Source organism: Bradyrhizobium manausense (genome assembly GCF_001440035.1).
In the GTDB taxonomy this organism is placed as follows: Bacteria; Pseudomonadota; Alphaproteobacteria; order Rhizobiales; family Xanthobacteraceae; genus Bradyrhizobium; species Bradyrhizobium manausense.
Window position 1 is genome coordinate 1 of record NZ_LJYG01000116.1, and the last position, 26,386, is coordinate 26,386.

Here is a 26,386-nt window from a genome sequence, read left to right on the forward strand (position 1 = left end):
TTCGATATTAAAGAGTGGGTAGCGCCCGCGCTGATGTCGGGGGCCGTCGATGTCGAACCGCCGGGGGATGGCTGTGCTGTCTATGCTTTTGCCAGTTGGTGTCCTTGCAGGATGTTGTTGGTGAGGGCGTACCAGAGCACGACGGCACGGACCTTCTCGATGCCGCGCACGGTCAATTGCCTGAGGTCCCAGTTCCGCCACCGGGCATGGATGCATTCGCAGATCGTGCGGGCTTTGTACTGTGCCTTGCCGGCTTCGCTGGCCATGCGGGCCCGCCAGGCCGCGACGCCAGGACCGTCGCTGCTCCGAGGTAAAAAGGGATCGACACCGCTCCTGGAGTTGGGCGGAGGACAGTAGACCTCGACGCCTTCACCGTGCGCCCATTCGATGTCCTCGCCGCTGCAGAACCCGCCATCGGCGAGGTAGCGACGCGGCAAGCGCTTCAGCCGAGTGCGCGTTCGCTCCAGCATCGGCCGCATCAAGCCGCGATCTGATCCGTTGTTGTCGATGTCGACCGTGACCACGATCAGTTCGCCGGCCGCGCTGGCCACCTGCACATTGTAGGCGGGGCGGAAGCCGGCATCTGCCATCTTCATCACCCTTGCCTGCGGGTCGGTGGTGGAGGCCCGGGGCTCCTTCGGCTTTTTGCCATTGCCGCCTTTTTCGTCGAGTTGCTTGCGCTTCCGCTTGATCTCGTCCAAAGCCCTCTGCGCAGCCTGCACCCGCTCACTGCGTTCGCGTGCCGCGCGCTCTCTGGCCGCCCTGATACGCCGGCTGCTGGCTTCCGGATCCGCATCGACCTCGCGCTTGAGCTCTTCCACCACAGCCTTCGCTTGGGCCATCTGCCGGCCGAGCGTTGCCTCCCGCCGGAACGAGCCGGCCCCCGCATTCGCCCGTATCCGCACCCCGTCCTGGGTCAGCTTCTCCAGATCAATCAGCCCTGCCTCATTCAGAGCCACCAGATGTTCGACCAGCAAACGGTCCAGCAGGTCCGCGCAGCCGACCCGGAAATCCGACAGTGTGTGATAGTTCAAAGACACGCCGCCGCAGAGCCAGCGGTAGACGTCGTGACTGTCGCAGAGCCGATCCAACGCCCGCGCGCTGCCAACGCCATCGCTCGTGGCGTACAGCCAAAGCGCCAGCAGCAGCCGGGGTGATGGCGCCGGATGGCCCGGCCTGTTTTCCCGTGCCTTAACCCGATCTTCCAGCTCGCTCAGGTCGAGCCCCTCGACATAAGCCCAGATCACCCGGGCCAGATGATCCTGCCCGATCAGGCTGTCGATATCGACCGCCCGCAATTCGACCTGATTGCGCACGGGCTCGCGCAGCCGAGGTGCACCCCGCGGCACCGCTTCGGTTCGTGGCGCCGACTGATCCGGCAATTCGCCAAAAAGTCCCTCGTCAGCCATCATCCTCTCCAGCAGATCAGTCTGCCTAGAGAATCACATTCGCCCGACACGCGGTACAAAAGATTCACAGTCTCGTAGGGTGGGCAAAGCGCAAGCGTGCCCACCACCTGTCGCGATTGGCAAGAGGTGGTGGGCACGGCGCAAGGGCGCCTTTGCCCACCCTACGAGGCTGCCTTTGTTGCTGGCGCACTGCATCGACACCGTCATTGCGAGCGCAGATATTGTAGGGGGCAAGCGCAAGCGTGCCCACCACCTGTCGCGATTGGCAAGAGGTGGTGGGCACGGCGCAAGGGCGCCTTTGCCCACCCTACGAGACTGCCTTTGTTGCGGGCGCACTGCATCGACACCGTCATTGCGCGCGCAGATATCGTAGGGTGGGCAAAGCGCAAGCGTGCCCACCACCTGTCGCGATTGGCAAGAGGTGGTGGGCACGGCGCAAGGGCGCCTTTGCCCACCCTACGAGACTGCCTTTGTTGCTGGCGCACTGCATCGACACCGTCATTGCGCGCGCAGATATCGTAGGGTGAGCAAAGCGCAAGCGTGCCCACCACCTGTCGCGATTGGCAAGAGGTGGTGGGCACGGCGCAAGGGCGCCTTTGCCCACCCTACGGGACTGCCTTTGTTGCTGGCGCACTGCATCGACACCGTCATTGCGAGCGCAGCGAAGCAATCCAGAGTCTTTCCGCGGATGCATTCCTGGATTGCTTCGCTGCGCTCGCAATGACGGAGCGTGCGGGATAGCACGCCCGCGCTCATCCTCGGTGTCATTCCCCGCGAAAGCGGGGAATCCAGTACGACAGCGAGTGTGCGGCAACGCGCGTGCCACGAGCTCGTCATTGCGAGCGCAGATATTGTAGGGGGCAAAACGCAAGCGTGCCCACCACCTGTCGCGATTGGCAAGAGGTGGTGGGCACGGCGCAAGGGCGCCTTTGCCCACCCTACGAGACTGCCTTTGTTGCGGGCGCAAGGTCGTTGCGAGCGTAGCGAAGCAATCCAGAGTCTTTCCACGGATGCATTCCTGGATTGCTTCGCTGCGCTCGCAATGACGGAGCGTGTGGCTGGAGGGTCCATTCGCCACCGGCGCTGATGCTACTTCGCCTTTTTCGCGCGATCCTTCACGGGGATCACGAGCTTGAGGCCGGACCAGACATCGTCGACCGCGCAGATCTTGATATCGACGAGGCCGTTCGCGAGCGCGGTCTCGCGCACCAGGGCTTCGGTGACGTCGGTCGCAACGCCCGACGCTTTCTTCGGCCAGGACGCCCAGATCATGCCGTCGGGCGCGATCGCCTTGCGGTAGTTGCGCAGCTTGGCGGCGAGGCCTTTGGCCTCGGCCGCGAAGAGATGCACCATGTCGAGCGGTGGCTTGGCCGTGTTGGCGATGCTCACGCCATCAGGGAGATCGCCGACGACGTTGCGATAGGGGGCGCCAAGGCCGTCCACAAAAATGCAAAAGCCCGGCTTGATGCCGAGCTTTTGCACTAACGGTTTGCCGGAATATCCGGCCATGGCCGAAGCGTTACGCCTGCGGCTGCGGCTCCAGGCCGGGATCCGGATCGGGACGCGGGCGCGACTTGCCGGCCGGGGGCACGGCGGAGGCGCGCGGCGTGGCCGGCTCCAGCACGGACTCGCGGTTCGGCTTCTTGCCCTTGAGCAGGTCGACGATCTCGTCGCCAGAGAGCGTTTCGAACTCGAGCAGGCCCTTGGCCAGCGCTTCGAGGTCGGCGCGCTTCTCGGTGAGGATGCGGGTCGCTTCCTTGTAGCCTTCCTCGACCAGGCGGCGGATCTCGGAGTCGATCTTCTGCACGGTCGCTTCGGACGCATTCTGCGTGCGCGAGACCGACATGCCCAGGAACACCTCGTCCTGGTTCTCGCCATAGGAGACGGTGCCGAGCTCTTCCGACAGGCCCCAGCGCGTCACCATCATCCGGGCAAGGCGCGTGGCCTGCTCGATGTCGGAGGCCGCACCCGAGGTCACCTTGTCGCGGCCGAAGATCAGCTCTTCGGCGACACGGCCACCCATCATGATGGCGAGGCGCGAGGTCATCTGCTCCAGTGACATCGACAGCTTGTCGCGCTCGGGCAGCTGCATGACCATGCCGAGCGCACGGCCGCGCGGAATGATGGTCGCCTTGTGGATCGGATCGGTGGCGGGCACGTTGAGGCCAACGATGGCGTGGCCGCCCTCGTGATAGGCCGTCAAGAGCTTCTCTTCCTCGGTCATGACGAGCGACTTGCGCTCGGCGCCCATCATCACCTTGTCCTTGGCTTCCTCGAACTCGGCCTGGGTCACCATGCGCTTGTTGCGGCGCGCAGCGGTGAGTGCGGCTTCGTTCACAAGATTCATCAGGTCGGCGCCGGAGAAACCGGGCGTGCCGCGCGCGATGGTCTTGAGGTTGATATCGGGCGCCAGCGGGACTTTACGAACATGGACTTTGAGGATCTGCTCGCGGCCGACGACGTCGGGATTGGGCACCACGACCTGGCGGTCGAAGCGGCCCGGACGCAGCAGCGCGGGATCGAGCACGTCAGGGCGGTTGGTGGCCGCGATCAGGATCACGCCCTCGTTCGCCTCGAAGCCGTCCATCTCGACCAGCAGCTGGTTCAGCGTCTGCTCGCGCTCGTCATTGCCGCCGCCGAGACCGGCGCCGCGGTGACGACCGACCGCATCGATTTCGTCGATGAAGATGATGCAGGGCGCGTTCTTCTTGGCCTGCTCGAACATGTCGCGGACACGCGAGGCGCCGACGCCGACGAACATCTCGACGAAGTCCGAACCCGAAATGGTGAAGAACGGCACGTTGGCTTCGCCCGCGACCGCGCGCGCGATCAGCGTCTTGCCGGTGCCGGGAGGGCCGACCAGCAGCACGCCGCGCGGAATGCGGCCGCCGAGGCGCTGGAATTTGCCGGGGTCGCGCAAGAACTCCACGATCTCCTGCAGGTCCTGCTTGGCTTCGTCGACGCCGGCGACGTCCTCGAAGGTGACGCGGCCATGCGCTTCGGTCAGCATCTTCGCACGCGACTTGCCGAAGCCCATCGCCTTGCCGGCACCGCCCTGCATCTGCCGCGACAGGAAGATCCAGACGCCGATCAGCGCGATGAAGGGCAGCCAGGAGACCAGCAGCGAGACGAACCACGGCACGTTGTCGCCCGGCGGCTTCGCGGTGATCTGCACCTTGCTGTCATAGAGGCGCTTCACCAGCGTCGGATCGTTCGGCGCATAGGTCTGGAAGCTCGAGCCGTTGGTGAAGGTGCCGTGGATGTCCGGCCCCTGGATCACGACGTCGCGGACATGGCCCTGGTCGACGTCGCTCAACAGCTGCGAGAAGGCGATGTCCTGCGAGGACGTGCGCTGACCCGGATTCTGGAAGAGCGTGAACAACGCCAACAGCAGCAAAACAATGATGACCCAGAGGGCGAAATTGCGCAGATTGGCGTTCATCGATCTTCCTTCGTGGTCGCGCGGATCGCGGCCTGATCCTTGGGGCAATCAGAGGAAATCCCCAAGGAATCCTCATCGTTAGACGTATACAATTTAGGTGCCGCCCCGGTCGCTGCCAAGGGAACGAGATGGGACTATTTATCCCATCTTAGGGCGATTCCCGCTGAAATAATGGCATCAAGGCCGGGGTTTTTCCTGCCTGGTTAAGGTGTCCTGACGGCAGACCAGGCAAATGACCGGTGTCATGATCCGCCCTCATCTGCCCGCAGGCCCACTCTTGGACCCGCTCTTGGACCCGCTCTTGGACCCATTCCTGGACCGCCGGGCCGGCGCAGGCGCGATGTGGATACGCCCCCCGGCAAGGCTGATCAAGGCTCCCGCAAGGGTCTGCTTGAAAAGGGTCTGTTTGAGAAGGGTCTGCTTGAAAAGATCCTGCTTCAAGATGGCACGGCCATTTGCGGGTGCATGCCGCCCCGCGCCCATCGCCTGATCGAGCGCGGCCAGCAGGGTCTCTACCTTGCCGAGTTCCGCCGGCCCTTCGTGCCCGAGCGCGTCGATGGCTCGCAACAAGAGCCGCAGCCGGACTTCCTCCGGCAGGGCGGCGAAGGCCTCTGCCTCAAAGGAGGTTTTGGCCTCAAAATTGCGAACGCCCGGCTGCTTCTGTCGGCCGCGATCCCGCAAGGCGAGGAAGCGCTCGGCACCATCGGTCAGCACCTCGACCGCGGCGTTGGCGCGGGCGAGCCGCGCCGACAGCCGCACCAAGGTCCTGGCATCACCACCCTCGGCGGCAAGCTGCGGCAGCAGCGCGCGCAACCGGGGGCGCGTGAAGGCCATGTCGCCGTTGGTGGGATCTTCAGCGAAGCCGATCCCGGCCCGCTTCAGGGTTGCGATCAGTTGCGATTTCGGAACATCGAGCAGCGGGCGCGCCAGCACGAGGCCGTCGCGCGCGGTGAGGCGCGCCATCGCCGACAATCCGGCGATGCCGCTGCCGCGGCAGAGGCGCATCAGCACCGTCTCGGCCTGGTCGTCGCGGGTGTGCGCGGTCAGCACGTGGCTGGCTCCAGCAGCGCGTGCGGCCTGCGCCAGCAGGCGATAGCGGGCCTCGCGCGCGGCGGCGGGCAATCCTGCCTTCGGCTTGGCGCCGCGCCAGCGCAGGGTGCGGTGTGCAAGGCCAAGTTCCGTGGCGAGCCGCTTGACCTCGCGCGCTTCGCGCGCCGCCTCCTTGCGCAGGCCATGATCGACGGTGACGACGGTAAGCTCGGGGCCGCGGGCGAGGCTGCGCCGCCAGCGCGCCGCCAGCCACATCAGCGCGACCGAATCGGGTCCGCCCGAGACCGCGAGCACCAGCGCCGGCGCGGCTTTCAGCTCGGCGAAGAGCTGCCTCGCCGCGCGCGCGGAGATCGGAGAATTGTCGTGGTCTGACATGACGCGGCCCGGCAATCGCCAGACCGGTTTAGCGCAATCGCGGCCGCGTTGTCAGCGCGCAAACGACGCGCGTCAGCACTTCACCCGCTTCTGCTCGCGGTCGACGGCGGCCTTCACGCCGGCGGAGGCACGCGGATATTTGCGGCCGACCTCGCCGAAGGCGGCGCAGGCGGCTTCCTTCTCCTTCAGCGCGGCGAGCGACTGGCCGAGCCGCAACAGCGCATCCGGCGCCTTGGCCGACTTGTCGTATTTGGTGGTGACGGCGAGGAAGGCCTCGGCGGAATCGCGATATTGCTGGCGCTGGAAATAGCTTTCGCCGAGCCAGTATTGCGCGTCCCCGAGCAGCGGGTCTGAAGGGTATTTCGCGGCAAAATTCTTCATGGTCTGCTCGGCGAGCGCGTAATCCTTGCGCTGCATGTAGCCGATGCCGAGGTCGAACTCGTCGCGGGGCGTCGCCGAAGGCGGCAGGGTCGCGAGCGCCGGACCACCGGTCTGCGCCGGATAGCCCTGCCGGGCCGGCGGATAGGCGGGCTGCGCGGGAGCTGCTGCTTGCGGGTATTGCCCGCCATTGTTGGAGAGATCGAGCGGCGCACCTGCCGGCATCGGCTGCTGGCCGCCGCCGAGCGCACGCGGCGCACCGGGCGCATTCGGGCTCTGGCTCGGGTCGAATGCATCGCCGCGGCGGCGCGTGCCGGGAGCACTTGAGCCAGCACCTGGGCCCGGCTGCTCCTGAACGATCGGCGCAGGTGCCGCAATCTGGGGCTGCTGGTAATTCGGTTGCTGGTAGTTCGGCTGCTGCACCGCCTGTTGCTGCGGCGGCTGACGATAGGCAGGGGTGACCTGCGCGGGCGGAACGCCCGCGACATTGGGCTGCGCCGGTGCCTGCCCGGGCGCAGCACCTTGCGCGCCGCCCTCGAGCTGCCGGATGCGATCCTCGAGCTGGCGGTTGCGATATTGCAGCTCTTCGTTCTGGCCGGTGAGCTGGCGCAGCTGGTTCTCCAGCCGCTCGATCCGCATCTCGGGATCATCGTCGGTCTGCGCGAATACGGGCGCGGACAAAGAGAGCAGCGCGGCCAATGCCACGATGCCGGTAATTCCCTTGGATCTGGATGACATTTTGCCCTGACGACGAAAACAAAATCTGCGACGGAACGCGCGAGGCGCGACACATTCAAACGCACTACGCCAAAAATGTGACTTGCACCACGCCGTTTCGGTCACAGTTGGCTGAAACGAAACCGGCGCCCGTGAGGGCGCCGGCATATTCGGTTTGCACAGATGAACAGCGGCTGACCGGCGTCAGGAGCTCGCGTTCAGCACGGTCACAGCACGGCGGTTCTGCGACCAGCAGGAGATGTCGTTACACACGGCCACGGGGCGCTCCTTGCCGTAGGAGATCGTGCGCATGCGATTCGGATCGATGCCGCGCGAGGCGAGGAAGGAGCGCACCGACTGGGCACGGCGGGCGCCGAGCGCGATGTTGTATTCGCGGGTGCCGCGCTCGTCGGCGTGACCTTCGATGGTGAAGGAGTAGCGCGGATAGGTCTGCAGCCACTGCGCCTGCTTTTCCAGGGTCACGATCGCCTGCGGGGTCAGATCGGTCTGGTCGCTCTCGAAGAACACGCGGTCGCCCACGTTCACCACGAAATCCTGCTGGCTGCCTGGGGTCGCCGCGCTCGCATTGGCGTCCAGACCTGCGTTGGTTTTGGCGCACGCACCCATCGACAGCGCGATGGCAACCACCGCGGCCAGCTTCAATCCCTGGAGGATACGCATAGGATATTTCATTCCGGAGCCTCCACGCTCACGTTCGTCCACTGCTGTCCGGTCTACAGGGGGTTGGTTAAGCGAACGTTCCGTCAACCTTATCGGAACCTTGCCTCAGCCGGTCAAATGCCCCCAACCAGCGAAAAGCACCCATTGTGGTTAATGGGTTGTAAATGTGGCGCGAGGGTGAAAGCAAGCCGCGTTGACAGACAAATCGCCGAATTCCGGGCCTTTACGGGCTCCGGCGGGCTGCGCGAGGCGTCATAGGGTCGGAACCAGCGCCGGTCAGACCAGGCCAGCGGGACTGAGCGGCGCTTGAACGAGCACCGGCCGGGCCACGGCCTGGGGCTGGCTCTTGCGCTCGAACAGCATGCGCCGCTCGAACGCGCTCGAGCGCATGATGGGAAAGCGCGTCAGGATCTTTTCCCGGACCTTGGGGTAGTCCGATGCCATCAGCACCGCCTTCTTGGTCGGCCAGCCCGGAAACGCGCGCGGCTCGGTCAAAGTCTCGGACAGGAACACGCTCCGATAGAACGCCTGATGATCGACGCGCACCATCGAAAGCCCCACATCGGCATTGAAATGCTCGCAAGCGATGAACGGCAGGCGGACCGTGAGATAAGGCAGCTCCGGGAAACGTTGCTGCATTCCGGAATCAGCAACAAATCGACACGGATCGATAAAAACCTCGCCGCGATCGAGGCGGGGATGCAGCACGTCGCCGAACACCTCGGTCGTGTAGGACATCCGCCACTCGGAGGTCAGAACGTGGATGCGGACGGAGCTGCACAGTTCGTCGTCGACATAGACGCCGAAATTCCAGACATTCGGCGCGTCGTCGAAACGGTCGGTCACGCGCTGTGATTCCGACGGCGGGATCAGTCCGGCCTGCAGATAGGCGCGATAACGCATCTGGTGCAGGCGATCGCGATCCTCGGGCGTCTCGATGAGGCGGTAGTCGGTGCGCTCGAAGAGCGCCGCTCCGCGCGGGCGAAGCGGCTTCTGCGGTTCGGCCGCGGACTTCATTGATAACCTCTACGCTGCAAGCAACTTCTGCGAGTTATCAAAGATTAAAGGTTCATTAACACAATTGCAAAGGGTTAGAGCCGTTAGGGTTAAGGGTTGCAGCCCGCAACCCCCTCGGGAAATACTTGGAAATATCGGGGAAATAGCGACCGCTGGGACGCTTGAGCTTACGCGAGCGATCGTGAGGAGACGACGATCAGCTGCTCCTGCACGCGCTTGCCATGCGACGCATTGAGCAATTGCCTGATACGGACGGCTGGAACGGGACGGCTGAACAGGTAGCCCTGCCCTTCGGACACGGTGCCGTCGGCGCTGATCAGCGCAAGCTGCTCGTTGGTCTCGATGCCCTCGACAACCACGGCCATGCCGAGGTCGGCGGACAGCCGTGCCACACCGCGGAGCAGCGTCAGCGGGCGGTGGGCGTCGATCCCTTCCAGGAAGGAACGGTCGATCTTGACCTTCTGCATCGGGAAGTTGTGCAGATAGCTGAGGCTCGAATAGCCGGTGCCGAAATCGTCCAGCGAGATGCGCACGCCGAGCGCATGCAGCTGCGAGAGGATGTCGTGCGTGAGCTGCGTGTTGCGCAGCAGCGACGATTCGGTGATCTCGATCTCGAGCCGGTGCGCCGGCAGGCCCGACACTTCGAGCGCGTAGCGAATCTCGCTCAAGACGTCGCGCTGGTGGAATTGCTGCGGCGAGAAGTTGACGGCGACGCTGACGCCCTCCGGCCACTTGATGCATTCCATGCAGGCCCGGCGCAGGATCCAGCGACCGAGATCGACGATCAGGCCCATGTCCTCGGCAACCGGGATGATGTCGACCGGCGAAACCGTGCCGCGCACCGGATGATTCCAGCGCAGCAGCGCCTCGCAAGTGGAGATCTTGCCGGACTTCAGATTCACCAGCGGCTGGTAGAACAGCTCGAATTCCTCGTTGGCGAGCGCCTTGCGCAGGTCGAGCTCGAGAATGCGTCGCGCCTCGGCGGTTGCCGCCATCTCGTCGCGGAAGAAGCAGAAGGTGCCGCGACCGTCGGCCTTGGCGCGGTAGAGCGCCATGTCCGCGTTCTTGAGCAGGGTATCGGCGCTGGCGCCCTCAGCCGAGGTCAGCGCGATGCCGATGCTGGCGCCGATCTCGACCAGATGATTGTCGATGCGGTAGCGCTCGCTCAGGCGCTCGACGATACGGCGGGCAAGGCTCGCGGCATCCTCCGGGACGCTGATATTCTGCTGGAACACGACAAACTCGTCGCCGCCGAAGCGGGCGACGAAATCCTCCGGCCGCAGCATCTCGCGCAGGCGGTTGGCAACCGCACAGAGCAGCTGGTCGCCACAGGGATGGCCGAGCGTGTCGTTGACCTGCTTGAACTGGTCGAGGTCGATGAACAGCAGCGCCGAGAGACGCTCGGAATGACGCGCGGCGGCGAGCAGCCGCTCGATCTCGTCGCGGAAACTGACGCGGTTGGGCAACGCGGTGAGTTCGTCATACCGCGCCAGATGGCTGATCCTGGCCTCGGCATTGCGCCGTTCGGTGATATCCTCGAGCAGCACCACCGCTCCGCCGTCGGCCATCGGCTGGACCGTCCACGACAGCGAACGATTCCGCTCCGCATCGGGGTCGGTGGTCACGGTTTCCCTGGCCTGCAAGGTCTCGATATCGGCAAGGATCAAATCACCGCTCGCCGCGTAGATCGATCCCGCCTGGACGCACGCGGCGACGACATCACGGGCGCTGGTGCCGCTTTGCGGCAGATTGTCGGGCAGGTTCATCATCGCGCCGAAGCGATGATTCATCACGGCGAGCTGGCCGTCGCTGCGGAACATGCAGAGCCCGTGCGGCATGTTGTTGAGGGCGGTGTCGAACTGGCCGGCCAGCGCGGCCTCGCGCTCGCGCGCCACGACCGCGCGCAGGAAGATCCGATGGAGATTGGCCGAAAGCTGCAAGACCGCGAAAAGGAAAGCCGCCGAAACGACCGACATCGCCACGTAGTAAGGCGTGCCGCGCAGAGCCAGGGCGGCAACCGGCGGCACGAAGATGAAGCTGGCCTGGAGACGGAAGATCGACTGCCGTCCATAGGCCCTGCCCGCTCCGCCTGCCACGATACCGGTGGTGACGGAGAGCGCGATCATATGGGCAATAGCGTCGTCATTGCTCAACAGGGTCGTGAAGCACCACAGGCCAATGACGATGGCCTGAATCAAGGCTCCGATCTGATAACGCTTCTGCCAGCGTGCCGCCTGCTCGGCGGTCATGGTCAACTTGGTGGCGTGATAGCGGTGCAGATCGTAAGCGCGAATGGCGCCCGCCAGGATGAGAAGCGGGACAAATGCCCAGATCAGGACCATGCCGGTCTTGAGCGCGGTCAAGGATGCCGAGAACGCCGAGAAGACAATGCCGGTCAGCACCGTGCCGGGAGCCTCGAACAACGAATCGATCAGCGCCGCCGAACGCTTCGTAGGTTTGTGATCAATCCCGCCGCTCTGGTCTGCGAATTGCATTTTGGTTTGTACGCGCGTCCTGTCTGGCGCGTAGTTTTACTCACAGCAGATGAAGTCTTTCTGAGGGAACATCGTTAAAGTCGGGTTGTTTTTCGGCAATAGCGAAACTGTTTCTGTTGAGAAATCAAGCAACTAGGCAAGCCTTGCCGGGCCCAAGGTGAAGGAAAGCTTGCCGCGCACGCAAAAAGCCGAAGCGTTCGCGCTTTTTTTGAAGATATCGCGCGTTGCGAAACGCGCGATCGAGCTATTGGCCCGCGGTCGCGGACAGCAGCGGCGACCATGCCGGATCGGAGGCGAAGCCCGGCGTCGGCACCTTTTGTTCAAAGCGACCGGAGATGTCGACGGAGAACAGCGACGGTCCGGCATTGCCGCCGGGATCGCGGAAGAACATCACCACGCGTCCGTTCGGCGAGAAGGTCGGGCCTTCGTTGTGGAAGCCTGATGTCAGCAGCCGCTCGCCACTGCCATCAGGCTTCATGACGCCGATCGAGAACTGCCCGCCGCCCTGCCGGGTGAAGGCGATGTAGTCGCCGCGCGGCGACCACACCGGGGTCGAATAGGTGGCGTTGTTGTCATCCTTCGAGAAGGAGATGCGCTGCGCCTGACCGCCGCCCGCGGCCATCACATAGATCTGCGACCTGCCGCCGCGATCGGACTCGAAGCAGATGCGGGTGCCATCAGGCGAGTAGGACGGAGACGTGTCGATCGCCGGCGTGTCGGTGAGGCGCGTGGTCGAGCGCGAACGCAGATCCATCACGAACAGGTTGGAATTGCCGCCCTGCTGCAGGCTCATGATGACGCGCTGGCCGTCCGGCGAGAAGCGCGGCGCAAAGGTCATGCCGGGGAAGTTGCCGACGATCTCGCGCTGGCCGGTCTCGATGTTGAACAGATAGACCTTCGGATCCCCCTGCCCGAACTCCATATAGGTGATCTCTTGCGAGTTCGGCGAGAAGCGCGGCGTCAGCACGAGGTCGGCGCCACGGGTGAGGTAGCGCACATTGGCGCCGTCCTGGTCCATCATGGCGAGCCGCTTGACGCGGCGCTCCTTCGGCCCGGTCTCGTCGACGAACACCACGCGGCTGTCGAAATAGCCCTTCTCGCCGGTCATCTGCTCGTAGATCTGATCGGAGATGATGTGGGCGATGCGGCGCCAATATTCCGGCGAGGTGAAATATTGCTGGCCGGCGAGCTGCTGGCCGGTCACCACATCCCACAGGCGGAATTCGGCCTTGAGGCGGCCGTCCTGCTGCCGCGTCATGCGGCCGGTAACGAGGGCCTGCGCGTTGAGCGTCTTCCAGTTCTGGAATTGCGGGGCGACGTCGATGTTGCTGATGCGCTCGATGAAGGCGGCCTGGTCGATCGGGGCAAACAAGCCCGAGCGCTTCAGATTGTTGGTGATGACCTGGGTGACGCCATTGCTGACCTCGCCGTCGGCCGGTGAGCCCGGCACGAAATTGGTGATCGCGATCGGGATCGGACGAAACTCGGTGGGATCGATGCGGAGACGGCCTTGCTGCTGGGCGAAGGCCTGACCACCCCCGAGCAGCGCGAGCGTCGACCCGGTCAGAGTCATGAAGCGGCGGCGGTTCATCGATCGAACGTCAATCATCGCAAAATTCTTTTGTTCGGATGTCACAACATGTCTTTCAGGCCGAAAGTCATCGGAATGAGCTTCCAGCTGTCGTATTGCTGCTTTGGCAGGAACGAATAGACCTGACACTGCACGATGGCGCGCTTGGCGCTCTCTGCCACGGCCTGCGCGATCGATCGCGACGGCCCGCGCACCGCGACGATCACGGGCTCGGACGCCAGCGATCCGTCGACCTTCATGGGAATGTCGATGTCGGCTTCGTACAGGTTGGCGTCCTGCCCGTTATAGGTGGGCGTGAAGCAGCGCTTGACCGCGCCCTGGAATGCGCCTTGCCAGGTCGCGACGTTGTTTGCGGCTGTTCCTGATGTCGAGCCCAGTGACGCCGACGCATTCAGTGCCGAGCCGGCCAGCTCATGCCGGGTCGCGGCACGCTTGTCTAGGTCGCGGGCAATCTGCGCGGGATCGAAGGTGCGCTCCTTGGGCTTCGGCTGCTGCTGCGGCTGCACCGCGGCGACCTTCTGCTCCACCGGCTTCGGCGGCGGCTTCTTGGTGTCCAGCTTCTTCTGCAGCTCCGCGATCGGATCTTCCTTGGCCGGATCAGGCTTCTTTTCCTGCGGCTTCGGCTCTTCCTTCGGTTTCGTCTCTGCGACCGGCTTCGGCGGATCGGGCTTCTTCTCGACCGGCTTTTCGACGGGCTTCGGCGGCGGCTCCGGCTGTGAGTTGGTCTTGATCAGCTCTTTCTTCTCGGTGACCTTGCCGACGGAATCTTCCTCGGGCTTGGCCTCGGCGATCTTCTCGACCTTGGGTTTCGGCTCTTTCTTGTCGCCGGTTTTCTGCCCCGACATCATCTGCGCGAGCTGGTCGCTGGAGATGATGTCGACCGGCAGCGACTCCTCGGGCGCGATGTAAGCTTTGCTGCTAAAGGTGAGCAGGCCCCATCCCAGCACGAGGACGTGGAGTACAATCGACGCAACGAGTGTCTTGTCGACCTTCACCTTCACTGCTTCAGGACCCCTGATCCGCTTCGGTGACGAGCGCCAGCTTCTTGAAGCCCGCGCCTGACAGCAGGCCCATCACCTTGGCCACGGTGCCGTAGTCCGCCTTCTTGTCGGCGCGCAGATAGATGCGTTCCTCGAGGCCGCCGCGCGCATCCGTGATCGCCTTCAGCTTCGGCACCAGCTCGTTGATCGCGATCTCCTGGTCGTTGATGAACACCTTGCCCTTGATGTCGACCGACATCTGGATCGGCTTCTGGTCGCTCTGGTCGAGGCTCTTGGCCTGGGTCTGCGGGAGGTCGAGCGGCACGCCGACCGTGAGCAGCGGCGCCGACACCATGAAGATGATGAGCAGCACCAGCATCACGTCGACCATCGGCGTGACGTTGATCTCGGCCATGACCGGCTTGCGCCGGCTGCGGCGCCCGCCGCCTCCGGACGAACTGGCAACGTTCATGCCCATGGCTTGGTGCCCAATCTCGCCTTCACACTATACATGCCGTCCGTCAGCCCCGCTCGTCGATCTGGCGGGACAGGATGGCTGAAAATTCATCAGCGAAGCCCTCGAGCCGCTGGGCCTGCCGGTTCACCTCGGAAGTGAACTTATTGTAGAAAATAGTGGCAGGAATTGCGGCAATCAGGCCGACTGCGGTCGCAAACAGCGCCTCCGCGATACCGGGCGCCACCACCGCCAGAGAGGTATTTTTCGACGCCGCGATCGACTGGAAGCTCGACATGATGCCCCAGACCGTGCCGAACAGGCCGACGAAGGGGCCGGCGGAGCCCACGGTCGCAAGCACCAGCAGGCGGCGTTCCAGCCGCTCGACCTCACGGGCGATCGAGACGTTCATGACCTTGTCGATGCGCATCTGGAGCCCTGCGACCGAGCGGGCATGGCTCTCGAACGAGCGCTTCCATTCGCGCATCGCGGCAACGAAACACGCCGCCATCGAATGGGTCGGCTTGGCCGAGAGCGTCCGATAGAGCTCCTCGATCGACTCGCCGGACCAGAAGGCCTGCTCAAACCGGTCCATCGAGCGGCGGGTGCGGGCGTAGAGGAAGATCTTGTCGATCGCGATGGCCCAAACCCAGACCGAGCAGGACAACAGGCCGAGCATGACGCATTTCACGATCCAGTGAGCCTGCCAGAACAGCGCAATCAGCGACACGTCGGCGGAGGCGGCAACCGGAAGGGCGGACTGAGCCATTTCGGCCGGATTCATCAGAAATATCCTCTCAAGGTGACCGTTTTGGCAATCGTTACCTGTGTCCCCGCCTATGGCGGCGGATTCCCAACAGCCGCGCTAGACACCGGCGCGGCCGGCAAGCCCGCTCAAAGCCTTGTCTTTCTGGGATGCAGGGCTCGTCCAAAGCCGCCGCCTGCATTCCCTGTCAAGATGTCAAAACTATGGGCCTCGACGACAGCTCCGGGCGCGATTGTCCGTCGTTACCAGAGCCCGGCGATGGTTAATGCGGGGTTACCGGGGGCGATTTTGGCCGCGGAAAAGGGTGGCAGCACAGGGGGATGAAGCGACCGCAGGGCTCTGTCGCCAGTCAGGCGACGCTGCTGCACTGAATTCGGGGGCCGGATAGTTCCATGGTGCCGGCCGCCCTGGTCGCGAGCGCAGACCCGACAGGGACGTCAATTTGCGGGACGCGGTCAGTTGAACCTGTAGGCGATACCGAAGGTCGCCATGTGACTCTGCAGACGCACGGAGTTGGTGGTGGACGAGGTTCCGGAGCAAAAGACCGTCGCCGTTCCGAACGCGGGGTCACTGATGGTTGCGCTGCCGTTGCAAGTGCGGCTCTGCGTGAAGCGAGCCGTCCCGAAATCCGCATAGCGGTACTCGCCGCGCAGGATCCAGTTCTCGGTCAGCTTCATCTCGCCACCGCCGCCAACCGTGAAGCCGGTGCGAACCGCGGATTGCTTGATCACGGCGGGTGAAAAAAGTCCCGCGGTGCAGCCGCCGAACTCCGCAGAAACGAAGCCTGGCGCCGTGAACAGTGGCTTCAGGGCCGTATCGCAGTTCGACGTCTGCTCCATGCTCATCCAGGCCGGGCCGCCGGTGAGATAAGCCAGGAAAGCGGGGTTGACGATGTAGCCGGCTCGCGCGCGAATGCTCGCATCCCATTTGGTGCGGATGCTGAAGCTGTCATTCATTCCGCCGCTTCCGCCGAAGAAACCGCCGATGCCGCCGGGAAGATTCCGGCCAAACACCGAAGCCTGGCGATCGGCCCAGCCAAAATCACCCTCGACGCCGAGCAGCCATTTCGGATTGACCTGCCAATTGTAGCCGAGATAGGGGCTGATGCGGGCCGAGCTCGTATCGAAACGATCGCCCATGAAGCAATCGCCGCAACCGGCCAGCACGTTGAACCCCGAAAAAGTGGACGTATCGGTGCTCGAGCTGACCTGGTTGGCGCGAATGCCCGCGCCGACACCAAGATAGGCCCCATTCCACGATGTGGCCTGAGGCGCCGCCGCATAGGCCGCGAGCGCCTTCACGCCCGGCGCATTGGGCTCGCCAAATTTGTAGGCCAGGCCGAACGTTGCGGTGTGGGTTTTGATCGCCGTGTCGTAATTGACCGTCTGTATGCCCGTGGCGGCAGTCCGGACGTCCGTGCTGGAGAAATGACCGTAATCGGCGAAGCGATACTCGGCCCGGGCGATCCAGTTCGGCCATAGCATCGCTTCGATGCCGCCACCGACCGTGTAGCCGAGCTGGGTCTTGCTATTCGTGAGGCTGGCGGGAGCAAGCGAGAAGGCAAAGCCCGGCGCGCAGCGGCCGTCGGCGCTCTGCAGCGTGCTGCAATTCGACGTGGTCTCGACATGGATCCAGGAGGGGCCCGCCGTTCCGTACAGCAGCACGGCGGGATCGACGAGATAGCCAGCGCGGCCACGGATGCTTGCATCCCATGTCGTCTTGAGCGCAAACGAATTGGAGGTCGACGCGCCGCCGTTGAACGGCGTTGCCGGATAGGCGGCGCCGAAGATCGTCGTGGTTTGATCGGCATAGGCCGCATCGGCTTCGAGACCGAAAACCGTTTTGCCGATCTGCCAGTTGTAACCGAGATATGGACTGATGCGGAACGCGGTGCCGTTGAAAGAACGCCCGGTCACGCAAGGCAGGCCGGCGAAACAATCAGCTGCGACGAACATGTTCCGGAGCACCGCGGGTGCGGTCGTGTCGGTCGCCGAATTGACGTTGACGCTGGACTCGCTGGCACGGAATCCTACTCCGGCACCGACGTAGAAGCCGCCCCAGGCTTCGATTGCGGCTGGCGCCTTGAACGCGGGTGCCTTGAGCGGCAAATCCGCGGCAGTGGCCGCAGAAGCCACCAGCACCCCGGCGGCTACAGACAAAAGGCACTTAAGTGTTGTCATCGCATTCCATTCCGGCGCGTCTCAATGAGGCGAATGCCGCATTGAAGCTGTACATGAAGGCGACCGGCACGACTTGGAGCAGACGGGACTGCCTCGTGGGACTTGACGCGACTCCCGCTGCTATTTCCCGGTGTGTTGCGCACGCGACACAGCCCGGTCTACTCGCCCGACAACCGCGCCTTGCGAAGTTCAGAGGGGGTCAGGCCGTAGCGCCGCCGGAAACAGCGATTGAAGTAGGAGATGTCCGCGAAGCCAGAGGCCAGTGCGACACGGGCGATGCTCTCATGTGATCTGAGCGGATCGGCGAGGCCTGCATGCGCCTGTGCAAGCCGCAATTCGAGCACGTAGTCATGGAAGGAGGTGCCGGCTTCGCGAAACAGTTTCCGGATATAGTCCGCCGAGACTTGCTGGAGCGCTCCGACGCTTTCGGCCGACAGATCGCCATCCCCCAGGCGCGCTTTGATGGCCTGCCTGGCAGCCTCCAGGCGCGCCACCCGCGGGCCGTCGCCCTGTGCGGCGACCTCATCTTCCGGGACCCCACAGATCAAGGCGACGAGGTCGCGCAGATGCTGTGCGGCCATCAGCTGCATCTCCGCACCGGCTGGTTCGCCCATGGCCATCGCGCCGAGCACATAGCCGCGCAGCAGCTTGAGCGCGGACGAGCGCGGATGGATCGGCCGCATCAATCGGTCCTCGATATCGGGCAGGAAGGGCGCAAGCGCCTGCCGCGGAAGTTGAACAGTGAGATGGCGGCCGCGATCGAGCAGCGTGTGGCGGCCGACGTCGCAGGTCGTCATCAGCACTGCGCCGCCTTGCGACACCTCCAGGTCCCGTCCGAGCTGGGAGGCTTCGGCGCGACCTCGCGTGACCACAGCGAGGACGATGTTATCGGACGCGGTCGCAAGCAAGGGCCGCGTAATGCGAAAATGCGCGGGCGTGCGCCAGCCAGACGATAATCCTACCGCCCGCAGACGTCGCAACTCCGTTCTGGCCTCGAAGGGCGCGCCCTCGATCGGATTTATGTCGACATTGAACAGCAGACGACCATAGACCTCGCGCCAGATCGCCAGGCGGTCGCGCTCGGGCAGCAGGGCCGTAGAGAGGGATAGATAGTCCGACTGAGACATTCAGGAGGGCGTTCGCGAAAGTCAAAGCTCTTCGTCGCCCCTCGGCTACTGGCGGTTCAGCCCGTTAAGGTTGTGAGCCAATTTGTCGCACTTCGCTCTCGTCATTGTCGAAGCGGCAAGCGGGGAGCATTGGGACTCGTGGCTGATACCCCCGAGCTGAATGCGCGATTTGCCCGACCGAATCCGCCTGATAGGCTGCGCTCGCATCAACCAACAAGGGCCGGAGCAGCCGGCCTCGCCAGGGAGCAAGCCGTGCAACATGCGGGAACAAGCCTGCGGTGGATCACCGCCGCCATCCTATCGGTCAGCCTCGTCACATTCATCCCCGCGCGCGCGGCATCGGTGGCGCCGGTGGCCGCGGAGAACGGCATGGTCGTCTCCGCGCAACATCTGGCGACGGAGGTGGGCGTCGAGGTGCTGAAGCGCGGCGGCAATGCCGTCGATGCCGCCGTGGCGGTCGGCTATGCGCTGGCCGTTGTCTATCCGGCAGCCGGCAATCTCGGCGGCGGCGGCTTCATGACGATCCAGCTCGCCGACGGCCGCAAGACCTTCCTCGATTTCCGCGAGACCGCGCCCAAGGGTGCGACGGCCAACATGTATCTCGACAAGGATGGCAACGTCATCAAGGGCATCTCGACCAAGGGGCACCTCGCCGTTGGCGTCCCCGGATCCGTCTCGGGCATGGAATATGCGCGCGAAAAATACGGCACCATGAAGCGTGCCGAATTGCTGGCTCCCGCGATCCAGCTCGCCGAACAGGGTTTCGCGCTGGAGCAGGGCGACATCGACCTGCTGCTCACCGCCACCAAGGACTTCCAGGACGATCCCGCCTCCGCCGCGATTTTCCTCAACAACGGTCAGCCGTTCCGGGTCGGCGAGAAGCTGGTGCAATCAGAGCTCGCCAAGACCCTGCGCGAGATCAGCAGCAAGGGCACTGACGGCTTCTACAAAGGCTGGGTCGGCAGCGCCATCGTGGCCTCGAGCCAGGCCGGCAAAGGCCTCATCACGCAGGATGACCTCAACGGCTACAAGACCCGCGAGCTCGCTCCCGTCGAATGCGACTATCGCGGCTATCACGTCGTGTCCGCGCCGCCGCCGAGCTCGGGCGGCGTCATCATCTGCGAGATCCTGAATATCCTGGAAGGCTATCCGCTGAAGGAGCTGGGCTATCACTCCGCAGCCGCCGTGCACGTGCAGATCGAAGCGATGCGGCACGCTTACGTCGACCGCAACAGCTATCTCGGCGATCCTGACTTCGTGAAGAATCCGCTCGACCGCCTGCTGGACAAGAAATACGCCGCCGATATCCGCGCCGTGATCGATCCGAACAAGGCAGGAATCTCCAAGGACATCAAGCCGGGCGTGGCGCCGCATGAGGGCAGCAACACCACGCATTACTCCATCGCCGACAAGGACGGCAACGCTGTATCCGTGACCTACACACTGAACGACTGGTTCGGCGCCAAGGTGACAGCAGCCAAGACCGGCGTTCTGCTCAATGATGAAATGGACGACTTCACCGCCAAGGTCGGGGTGCCGAACCTTTATGGCCTGGTGCAGGGCGAGGCCAATTCCATTGCTCCCGGCAAGCGGCCGCTGTCCTCGATGAGCCCGACCATCGTCACCAAGGACGGCAAGACCGTCATGGTGGTGGGCACGCCGGGCGGCAGCCGTATCATCACCGCTGTCCTGCAGACCATGATCAACGCGATCGACTACGGCATGAACGCGCAAGAGGCCGTCGACATGCCGCGCATCCACCAGCAATGGCTGCCTGATCTGACCAATGTCGAGACCTACGCCCTGTCTCCGGACACGCGCAAGATTCTGGAGGGCATGGGCCACAAGTTCGGGCCGCCGCAACCGGCCAACCATCTCGCGGTCATCATCGTCGGCGCGCCGTCGCTGGACGGCAAGCAGGTCGGCAACAACCGCTACTACGGCGCCAACGATCCGCGCCGCAATTCGGGGCTGGCGGCGGGGTATTGAGGGAAAGCCGCCGGGAGAGTCTCGGGGCAGTTGGTCAGTCGCGCCGGATTGCCGACCGCGGTGCAGCCGCCTGGCACATCCGATGTCACGACTGCGCCGGCGCCGATCTTGGCGAAATCGCCGATGCTGCTGTCACCGAGGATGCTCGCGCCGGCGCCGATATAGACAGCGCTGCCGATCCGCGGCGAGCGCGCCGGCAGCTCGCTGTCGCGGCCGATGCTGACGTTCTGGAGAATGGTGACTTCGTCGCCGATCACGACATTGGCGCCGACGACAATGCCGGTGGCATGGTCGAGGTACACCCCCGATCCGAATGTCGCGGACGGGTGGATGCTGACCTGCAGGACGTTCGAGGCCTCGTTCTGGAACAGCAGCGCTGCATCGCGATGGTCGTGACGCCAGAGCCAGTTCGAGACGCGCCAGGCCTGCAATGCGACGTAGCCCTTGTAATGCAGCAGCGGCGGCAACAACGAGGTGATGGCTGGATCGCGCAGCGCGATAGAGCGCAAGTCGAAAACGGCCGCTGCGATCAGGTCCGGCTCGTCGCGAAAGGCATTGCGCGAAAGGGCGGTGAAGCGCGCGCGCTCGGCGTTGCTGCGGCCAAGCCGATGCCCGATCAGCTCGGCCAGCGCAGCTGCAAAATCATCATGCGCGAGTATGGCACCGGCAACGGCCCTGGCGAACACGGGATCGGCATCGGCCGCGCGCTGCGCCTCGCCGCGGATGTCCCGCCAGAGGCTCTCGCTCGTGATGATCGCAGCCGGTGTCATCGTCGCCTCCGCGTCTTGCCCGCGGCGACGAATATAGGTCGTCCCGGTCAAGGCGCCAGGGACGCCGGAGGAATGGCGCCCCGCTCGGGCGCGCAGCCCGGACTTCGCCGTTTGCGCAGGTCGATCGCGTAGAGCCAGCCGCTCGCAGCGGTGGCGACAGGAAGGATGAAGAGCACGAAACCACGCAGCAGGATCATGGGTCGAGGCCCGCTTTCGCAAACATGATGGCGCGGTCGAGCGCGAGCCATGCGAACCAATAGAGATAGAGGCTCAGGAAGAACTTCCAGGACTCGCCGACCTGCCAGTGCGGATAGAGCTCGACCTGCGTCGGCCATTTATTGAGAAGCGCGACCGCCATGGGAACCAAGCTGCCGAATCGCCCGAACAGCGCCGTGGCGCGCTCGAGCAGCGCGATGCGCCGGTCGATCTGCTTGCGCTCTGCGTTGGTCATGGTCGGACCCGTCGGCGCGCGGAATGCGCTGTCAGGCCTTAGTCGTACCTCGCGGCAAGCGGGTTCTATGGCGCCTGATGGTCTTGCGGATGGTCATAGACGACGCCGCAAAACCGGTAGCCGCAGGTGCGGAAATGGCAATCGGGATCGCCTGCGCAGCTGCCATAGACGAAGGTGACATAGCCCGGCACCGCCAGCGCGGTCGCGCCAAGCAGCAGGCGAGGGGCGAGGTCCATGGGCTTTGGTGTCGACGACCCGGGCGCCGGTTCGCTCCCCGCTTGAGGGAAGAGGTGAAAACCAGACCGCCCGCCTGCGCGGTTGCGCAAGCGGGCGGCTCGGGGCCATCAGGACTTTGGGGGCATGCGCCTGAAGGCTTTGAGAGGTTTGATCAACCCTGCGGCTGGTCGGTCGGCGGCGGGGTCGGGCGCGTCTTGTGCTGGGCCATGAACTGGTCGAATTCTTCCTTGTCCTTGGCGTGGCGCAGACGGTCGAGGAAGTTCTTGAACTCGACCTGCTCTTCCTCGAGACGGCGCAGCGTTTCGGAGCGGTACTCGTCGAAGGCGCGGTTGCCGGAGGACGGCGGGCCGAAGCCGAAGCCGAAACCACGGCGCTCCATGCGGTCGCGCATGCGGTCCATCTTGTACTGCATCCGCTCCATCTTGTTCTGCCAGCGATCCTGATTGCTCCAGCACGACATTCTTCTGCTCCCGAGTGTGAAAAAGAGAAGGGCGAGTCCGATCGGCCACCAGATGATGAAGCCGAGAATGGTCACGGCAATCCAACCAGGATGCCAGGGCGTATCGAGCATGTGGGGCCGCTCATACGATCGGTATTGGTCCGAGGGGCCGCGCCAGCGATTGACATCAGCGGTGTAGGCCATTTCCCTTCTCCATCACGGCATCAGCGCCGTTGTGAATGTAAATAACATTTACATAGCTAGACCATCCCGCGATTTTGTCAAGCTGACCGCCTGACACGCCCGCGTGATTATTGGCGCAACTTTATTTCGGCTTGCCCCAGGGACCGCCAGGCGGCACGCCCGAACCGGAGGAAGCCTCCGGCGGCACCGGCGGCGGCTCGGCGCTCTTCGCCTGCGGCCTGCGGTCGGTCGGGAAACCGAGGCCACGCAAGTAAATCAGCACCTCGGCCTCGAGCAGCTCGTCCGGCGACATCGGCAGTTTTCGGCGCGCGGCGTCACCCCGGGAAAACAGCGAGGCGACGCCATGCGCCATCGACCAGATGTGCAGCGCCATCATCATCGCCGGCGGGCGCGGCGTGCCTGGCGGGGCCAGCGCGGCGAGACGCTCCGCGGCGGCGCGAATGACGTTAAAAGCACGCTCGCTTGCGGCCTGCAGCGCCGGATTGGCATCGACAGGAAGGCCGGATTCGAACATCGCATTGTAGAAGGCCGGCTCCTCGCGGGCGAAGGCGAGATAGGCCCGGCCGACGCGCTCGAACGCGGTGACGGTGTCGGGGCGCCCGTCGTCCCAGGCCTCGGTCAGCCGCTGCTCGAACTGCTCGAAACCGCGCTGGGCAATCGAGGACAGCAGCTCATCGCGGTCGCGAAAATGCCGGTACGGCGCCGCCGCGCTGACGCCGGCCATGCGCGCGGCATCGGCAAAGGTGAAGCCGGCCGCCCCCTTTTCCGCGATCAGCCCGAGGGCGGCCTGCAGAAGTGCTTCCTTCAGATTGCCGTGGTGATAGCCGCGCTCGGCGCGGCGCTGCTCCTTGCGCCAGCTCATGTGAACGATCTTTACATGAGCTGCGCATGAAGGTCACTAGGCGCTCCCCGTCATTCCGGGGCGGCTCGAAGAGCCGAACCCGGAATCTCGAGATTCCGGGTTCGGTCCTCTGGACCGCCCCGGAATGACCGTACTCTCGCCTAGCCGCCGGGAATCGGCAGCACCGGCATGATCTCGACGCGCTCGCCGGGGAAGATCGCGAAATGCGGGTGGTTCTCGAACATTTTTGCGGCGGCCTCGTGCGAGGCGGCGCGGACGACCGTGAAGGCGCCCATCTCGTTGGCGATGTCGGCAATGCCGCTGCCGTCGACCTTCTTGGTCCTGCCAAGCGGACCACCCATCGCCTGGATCGCGCTTTGGTGCTTCTCGACCCAGCCCTTCCAGGCCGCCATGCCCTCCTTCTCCTTTGCCTTGCGCTCGGCGTCGGACATTGCATTCCACGCAGCCATTTTCGGACTGCTCTTGCTGCCGAGGAAGACGGCGAGATAGGTGTCGTTGCTCATTTGCTGTTTCTCCCTTCAACGTTAATGATGCGCCTGGCCGCGTTGTGCGGCCGTAACATGCGGCAAGTCTTCGAATCCAGAGACCGCGTCTCGCACCTCGTCAGAGAAATCCGACAACTCCTGCACCTGCCGGATCTCGATGATCTCGTTGCCGGAGGCCGGACATTTTTTGGCCCATGCGATCGCCTCGTCGCGCGAGGCCACATCGATCATCCAGTAACCGCCCAGGACTTCCTTGGCTTCGGCAAACGGCCCATCGGTCACGATTGGTTCACCGGCGCCGAAGGACACCCGCGCGCCGGCAGACGGTGGATGCAGGCCGTCGAGCGTGATCAGCACGCCAGCGTTCTTCAGCTCCTCATTGTAGCGCATCATCGCCGCGACGCGCTCGGGATCAGGCTGGGCACCCGGCTCCGCAGTGCAGTAGCCAATCGGAATCATCAACATCATGAAACGCATGGAAGGTCCTTGGCTTGCTGTGGCCTCCCGGCATGCGCCGCAAGGCCGGCTGGAGACATTCACTCGATGCGAGCCGATTTGCCCGCACTCCCCTGTAAGACGAACGAGCCTTGCCGGAACCGACACCGGGACGCGAATTATTTGAAGCGCCGGACGAAAGCACAGTAAGAAGACCCACGCGCCCCATGTTCGAGACAGGACAGATCAGCCCATGCCGTCAGCCTCGCAAAACGTCGCCCTCGTCACCGGAGCCGCGCGCGGCATTGGGCTCGCGACCGCGAAAAAATTCCTGGCCGAAGGATGGCGGGTGGCGCTGCTTGATATCGAGGGCGAATTGCTCGCCAAGGCCGTCGCCGAGATCGGCAGAAGCGGCGATACGCTGGCACTCACCTGCGATGTCTCGGACCCGACCGCGGTCGGCGCGGCAATGACGGTGCTCGAGCGGCGCTTCGGCCGGCTCGATGCCCTGGTCAACAATGCCGGCATTGCGGTGTTCGCGCCGCTGATGGAGACGTCGGAGGCCGACTGGCGCCGCGTGCTCGAGGTCAATCTCACCGGACCGTTTCTCTGCACCAGGGCGGCGGTGCCGTTGATGCGCGAGGCCGGCGGCGGCGCCATCGTCAATATCACCTCGATTTCGGCCGTGCGTGCCTCGACCTTGCGCTCGGCCTACGGCACCAGCAAGGCGGGGCTCGCGCACCTGACAAAACAGCTCGCGGTCGAGCTCGCCTCGCTCAACATCCGCGTCAACGCGGTCGCGCCCGGGCCGGTCGACACGGCAATGGCAAAGCAGGTGCACACCAAGGAGATCCGCGCCGACTATCACGACGCCATCCCGCTCAACCGCTATGGGCTCGAGGAGGAGCTGGCGGAGGCGATCTACTTTCTGTGCTCGGAGCGCGCGAGCTACATCACCGGCCAAATTTTGGCCGTCGATGGCGGCTTTGATGCCGCGGGTATCGGCCTGCCGACGTTGCGGGGACAACGACGGAACGGATAGGCACGGATTGTAGGGTGGGCAAAGGCGCTCTTGCGCCGTGCCCACCATCTCTTTCGGATTTGCTGTGGCAATGGTGGGCACGCTACGCTTTGCCCACCCTACAAAATCGGGTTGGTGGAGAGCTCATGCGACGCGTCACCTTCTACAGTGCCCTGCTGCTCGCATCAGCACTGTTCGCATCCGCACCCGCCAAGGCGGAGATCCGTATCATCCAGAGCCCCGGCGGGCAGGTCGGGCCGTTCCTCGATCTGTTCGAGAAGGTGCGCGCGAGCGGCGAACGTGTCGTGATCGACGGTCCGTGCCTGTCCGCCTGCACGCTGGTGCTCAGCATCGTACCGGGCGAGCGCATTTGCGTGACCAGGCGCGCCGTGCTTGGTTTCCACGCTGCGCGTTCGGTCGACCGACACGGACGCTTCTATGCCGAACCGGAAGCATCCGAAGCCGTGCTCGAAGCCTATCCCGGCCCGGTGCGTGACTGGATCGCCCGCCGCGGCGGCCTCACCTCTCGTTTGCTCTTGCTGAGGGGACGCGACCTCGCCGCCATCTATCCTCGCTGCCGGTGAAGATCAGCGACGATACGGCGCGGGTCGTCGCTGCCGCGAGATCGTCGTCGCACCGATCATTGTCGTTCGCAACACCGCGCGAACCAAGTGATGTGTTGCCTAGAAGAATCTCTCGATCGTCTGCGCCAGCTCCAGGCTCGCGCAAATGAGCATTCCCCACAGTGCAAAGTTGATTTGTAGCGCCGCCGCCATCGGTCGCACCCCTTCCAAGTGACGTCCACCCCAGATTTTAAATTTTATGAAGGAA

General features: G+C 64.2%; 25 protein-coding genes. 3 read left to right on the forward strand and 22 right to left on the reverse strand.

What is annotated here, in order from left to right; all coding sequences use genetic code 11:
* Positions 1 to 80 precede the first annotated feature (80 nt).
* From AOQ71_RS40230 to AOQ71_RS40295, 14 genes are all read right to left on the reverse strand, one after another.
* Entirely contained in the window at positions 81 to 1,412 is a 1,332-nt protein-coding gene (locus AOQ71_RS40230; RefSeq protein ID WP_057742559.1) for an IS1182 family transposase, read from the reverse strand.
* 1,086 nt (positions 1,413 to 2,498) lie between these two features.
* Positions 2,499 to 2,918 (reverse strand): DUF3052 family protein, encoded by a 420-nt coding sequence (locus AOQ71_RS40235; RefSeq protein ID WP_057759151.1) that lies wholly within the window; start codon positions 2,916 to 2,918, stop codon positions 2,499 to 2,501.
* Positions 2,919 to 2,928: 10 nt separating this feature from the next.
* Positions 2,929 to 4,851, reverse strand: a complete 1,923-nt coding sequence (gene ftsH, locus AOQ71_RS40240; RefSeq protein WP_057759153.1) for an ATP-dependent zinc metalloprotease FtsH — start codon at positions 4,849 to 4,851, stop codon at positions 2,929 to 2,931.
* Between the two features lie 255 nt (positions 4,852 to 5,106).
* Positions 5,107 to 6,276, reverse strand: coding sequence for a tRNA lysidine(34) synthetase TilS (tilS, locus tag AOQ71_RS40245; protein WP_057759156.1), 1,170 nt, complete (start codon positions 6,274 to 6,276; stop codon positions 5,107 to 5,109).
* Positions 6,277 to 6,348: 72 nt separating this feature from the next.
* Positions 6,349 to 7,392, reverse strand: a complete 1,044-nt coding sequence (gene ybgF, locus AOQ71_RS40250; RefSeq protein ID WP_057759157.1) for a tol-pal system protein YbgF — start codon at positions 7,390 to 7,392, stop codon at positions 6,349 to 6,351.
* A 183-nt stretch (positions 7,393 to 7,575) separates the two neighbouring features.
* A complete protein-coding gene (gene pal, locus AOQ71_RS40255) occupies positions 7,576 to 8,064 on the reverse strand; it encodes a peptidoglycan-associated lipoprotein Pal (protein WP_057759160.1) in 489 nt (162 codons plus the stop codon).
* Between the two features lie 264 nt (positions 8,065 to 8,328).
* On the reverse strand, positions 8,329 to 9,069 hold the full coding sequence (locus AOQ71_RS40260; protein ID WP_057759162.1) for an N-acyl amino acid synthase FeeM domain-containing protein: 741 nt from the start codon (positions 9,067 to 9,069) through the stop codon (positions 8,329 to 8,331).
* A 167-nt stretch (positions 9,070 to 9,236) separates the two neighbouring features.
* Complete coding sequence (locus AOQ71_RS40265) at positions 9,237 to 11,564, reverse strand: putative bifunctional diguanylate cyclase/phosphodiesterase (protein WP_057759164.1); 2,328 nt, start codon at positions 11,562 to 11,564, stop codon at positions 9,237 to 9,239.
* Between the two features lie 244 nt (positions 11,565 to 11,808).
* Entirely contained in the window at positions 11,809 to 13,155 is a 1,347-nt protein-coding gene (tolB, locus tag AOQ71_RS40270; RefSeq protein ID WP_057759857.1) for a Tol-Pal system beta propeller repeat protein TolB, read from the reverse strand.
* A 41-nt stretch (positions 13,156 to 13,196) separates the two neighbouring features.
* A complete protein-coding gene (locus tag AOQ71_RS40275) occupies positions 13,197 to 14,156 on the reverse strand; it encodes a protein TolA (protein WP_083514850.1) in 960 nt (319 codons plus the stop codon).
* Between the two features lie 4 nt (positions 14,157 to 14,160).
* The gene (gene tolR, locus AOQ71_RS40280) at positions 14,161 to 14,613 is read right to left on the reverse strand and encodes a protein TolR (RefSeq protein WP_057759167.1); all 453 of its coding nucleotides are present in this window, start codon (positions 14,611 to 14,613) and stop codon (positions 14,161 to 14,163) included.
* A gap of 43 nt (positions 14,614 to 14,656) precedes the next feature.
* Entirely contained in the window at positions 14,657 to 15,373 is a 717-nt protein-coding gene (gene tolQ, locus AOQ71_RS40285) for a protein TolQ (RefSeq protein WP_057759169.1), read from the reverse strand.
* 437 nt (positions 15,374 to 15,810) lie between these two features.
* On the reverse strand, positions 15,811 to 17,535 hold the full coding sequence (locus tag AOQ71_RS40290) for an outer membrane protein (RefSeq protein WP_083514851.1): 1,725 nt from the start codon (positions 17,533 to 17,535) through the stop codon (positions 15,811 to 15,813).
* A gap of 158 nt (positions 17,536 to 17,693) precedes the next feature.
* Complete coding sequence (locus AOQ71_RS40295; protein ID WP_057759174.1) at positions 17,694 to 18,662, reverse strand: AraC family transcriptional regulator; 969 nt, start codon at positions 18,660 to 18,662, stop codon at positions 17,694 to 17,696.
* Between the two features lie 252 nt (positions 18,663 to 18,914).
* Between AOQ71_RS40295 and ggt the strand changes: the two genes are divergently transcribed.
* Positions 18,915 to 20,651: a gamma-glutamyltransferase gene (ggt, locus tag AOQ71_RS40300; protein WP_057759176.1), complete on the forward strand. Its 1,737-nt coding sequence runs from the start codon at positions 18,915 to 18,917 to the stop codon at positions 20,649 to 20,651.
* On the opposite strand, the gene AOQ71_RS40305 is transcribed toward ggt, so the two are convergent.
* The 8 genes from AOQ71_RS40305 to AOQ71_RS40330 form a co-directional block, all read right to left on the reverse strand.
* The gene (locus AOQ71_RS40305) at positions 20,600 to 21,421 is read right to left on the reverse strand and encodes a serine acetyltransferase domain-containing protein (RefSeq protein ID WP_057759865.1); all 822 of its coding nucleotides are present in this window, start codon (positions 21,419 to 21,421) and stop codon (positions 20,600 to 20,602) included. The two genes, ggt and AOQ71_RS40305, sit on opposite strands and share 52 nt — an antisense overlap.
* 47 nt (positions 21,422 to 21,468) lie before the next feature.
* Positions 21,469 to 21,618, reverse strand: coding sequence for a hypothetical protein (locus AOQ71_RS46535; protein ID WP_167354022.1), 150 nt, complete (start codon positions 21,616 to 21,618; stop codon positions 21,469 to 21,471).
* A complete protein-coding gene (locus AOQ71_RS40310) occupies positions 21,615 to 21,872 on the reverse strand; it encodes a hypothetical protein (protein WP_057759178.1) in 258 nt (85 codons plus the stop codon). Before AOQ71_RS40310 ends, AOQ71_RS46535 begins: the two co-directional genes overlap by 4 nt.
* 65 nt (positions 21,873 to 21,937) lie before the next feature.
* Positions 21,938 to 22,108, reverse strand: coding sequence for a hypothetical protein (locus AOQ71_RS46540; RefSeq protein WP_167354023.1), 171 nt, complete (start codon positions 22,106 to 22,108; stop codon positions 21,938 to 21,940).
* A gap of 152 nt (positions 22,109 to 22,260) precedes the next feature.
* On the reverse strand, positions 22,261 to 22,752 hold the full coding sequence (locus tag AOQ71_RS40315) for a DUF2852 domain-containing protein (protein ID WP_057759180.1): 492 nt from the start codon (positions 22,750 to 22,752) through the stop codon (positions 22,261 to 22,263).
* A 121-nt stretch (positions 22,753 to 22,873) separates the two neighbouring features.
* Positions 22,874 to 23,614: a TetR/AcrR family transcriptional regulator gene (locus AOQ71_RS40320; protein ID WP_057759182.1), complete on the reverse strand. Its 741-nt coding sequence runs from the start codon at positions 23,612 to 23,614 to the stop codon at positions 22,874 to 22,876.
* A gap of 140 nt (positions 23,615 to 23,754) precedes the next feature.
* Complete coding sequence (locus AOQ71_RS40325) at positions 23,755 to 24,117, reverse strand: YciI family protein (RefSeq protein WP_057759184.1); 363 nt, start codon at positions 24,115 to 24,117, stop codon at positions 23,755 to 23,757.
* Positions 24,118 to 24,138: 21 nt separating this feature from the next.
* Positions 24,139 to 24,576 (reverse strand): YciI family protein, encoded by a 438-nt coding sequence (locus AOQ71_RS40330; protein ID WP_057759186.1) that lies wholly within the window; start codon positions 24,574 to 24,576, stop codon positions 24,139 to 24,141.
* Between the two features lie 211 nt (positions 24,577 to 24,787).
* Between AOQ71_RS40330 and AOQ71_RS40335 the strand changes: the two genes are divergently transcribed.
* Both AOQ71_RS40335 and AOQ71_RS40340 read left to right on the forward strand, forming a co-directional pair.
* Positions 24,788 to 25,576 (forward strand): SDR family NAD(P)-dependent oxidoreductase, encoded by a 789-nt coding sequence (locus AOQ71_RS40335; RefSeq protein WP_057759188.1) that lies wholly within the window; start codon positions 24,788 to 24,790, stop codon positions 25,574 to 25,576.
* Between the two features lie 125 nt (positions 25,577 to 25,701).
* Positions 25,702 to 26,139 (forward strand): hypothetical protein, encoded by a 438-nt coding sequence (locus tag AOQ71_RS40340; protein WP_057759190.1) that lies wholly within the window; start codon positions 25,702 to 25,704, stop codon positions 26,137 to 26,139.
* Positions 26,140 to 26,386 lie beyond the last annotated feature (247 nt).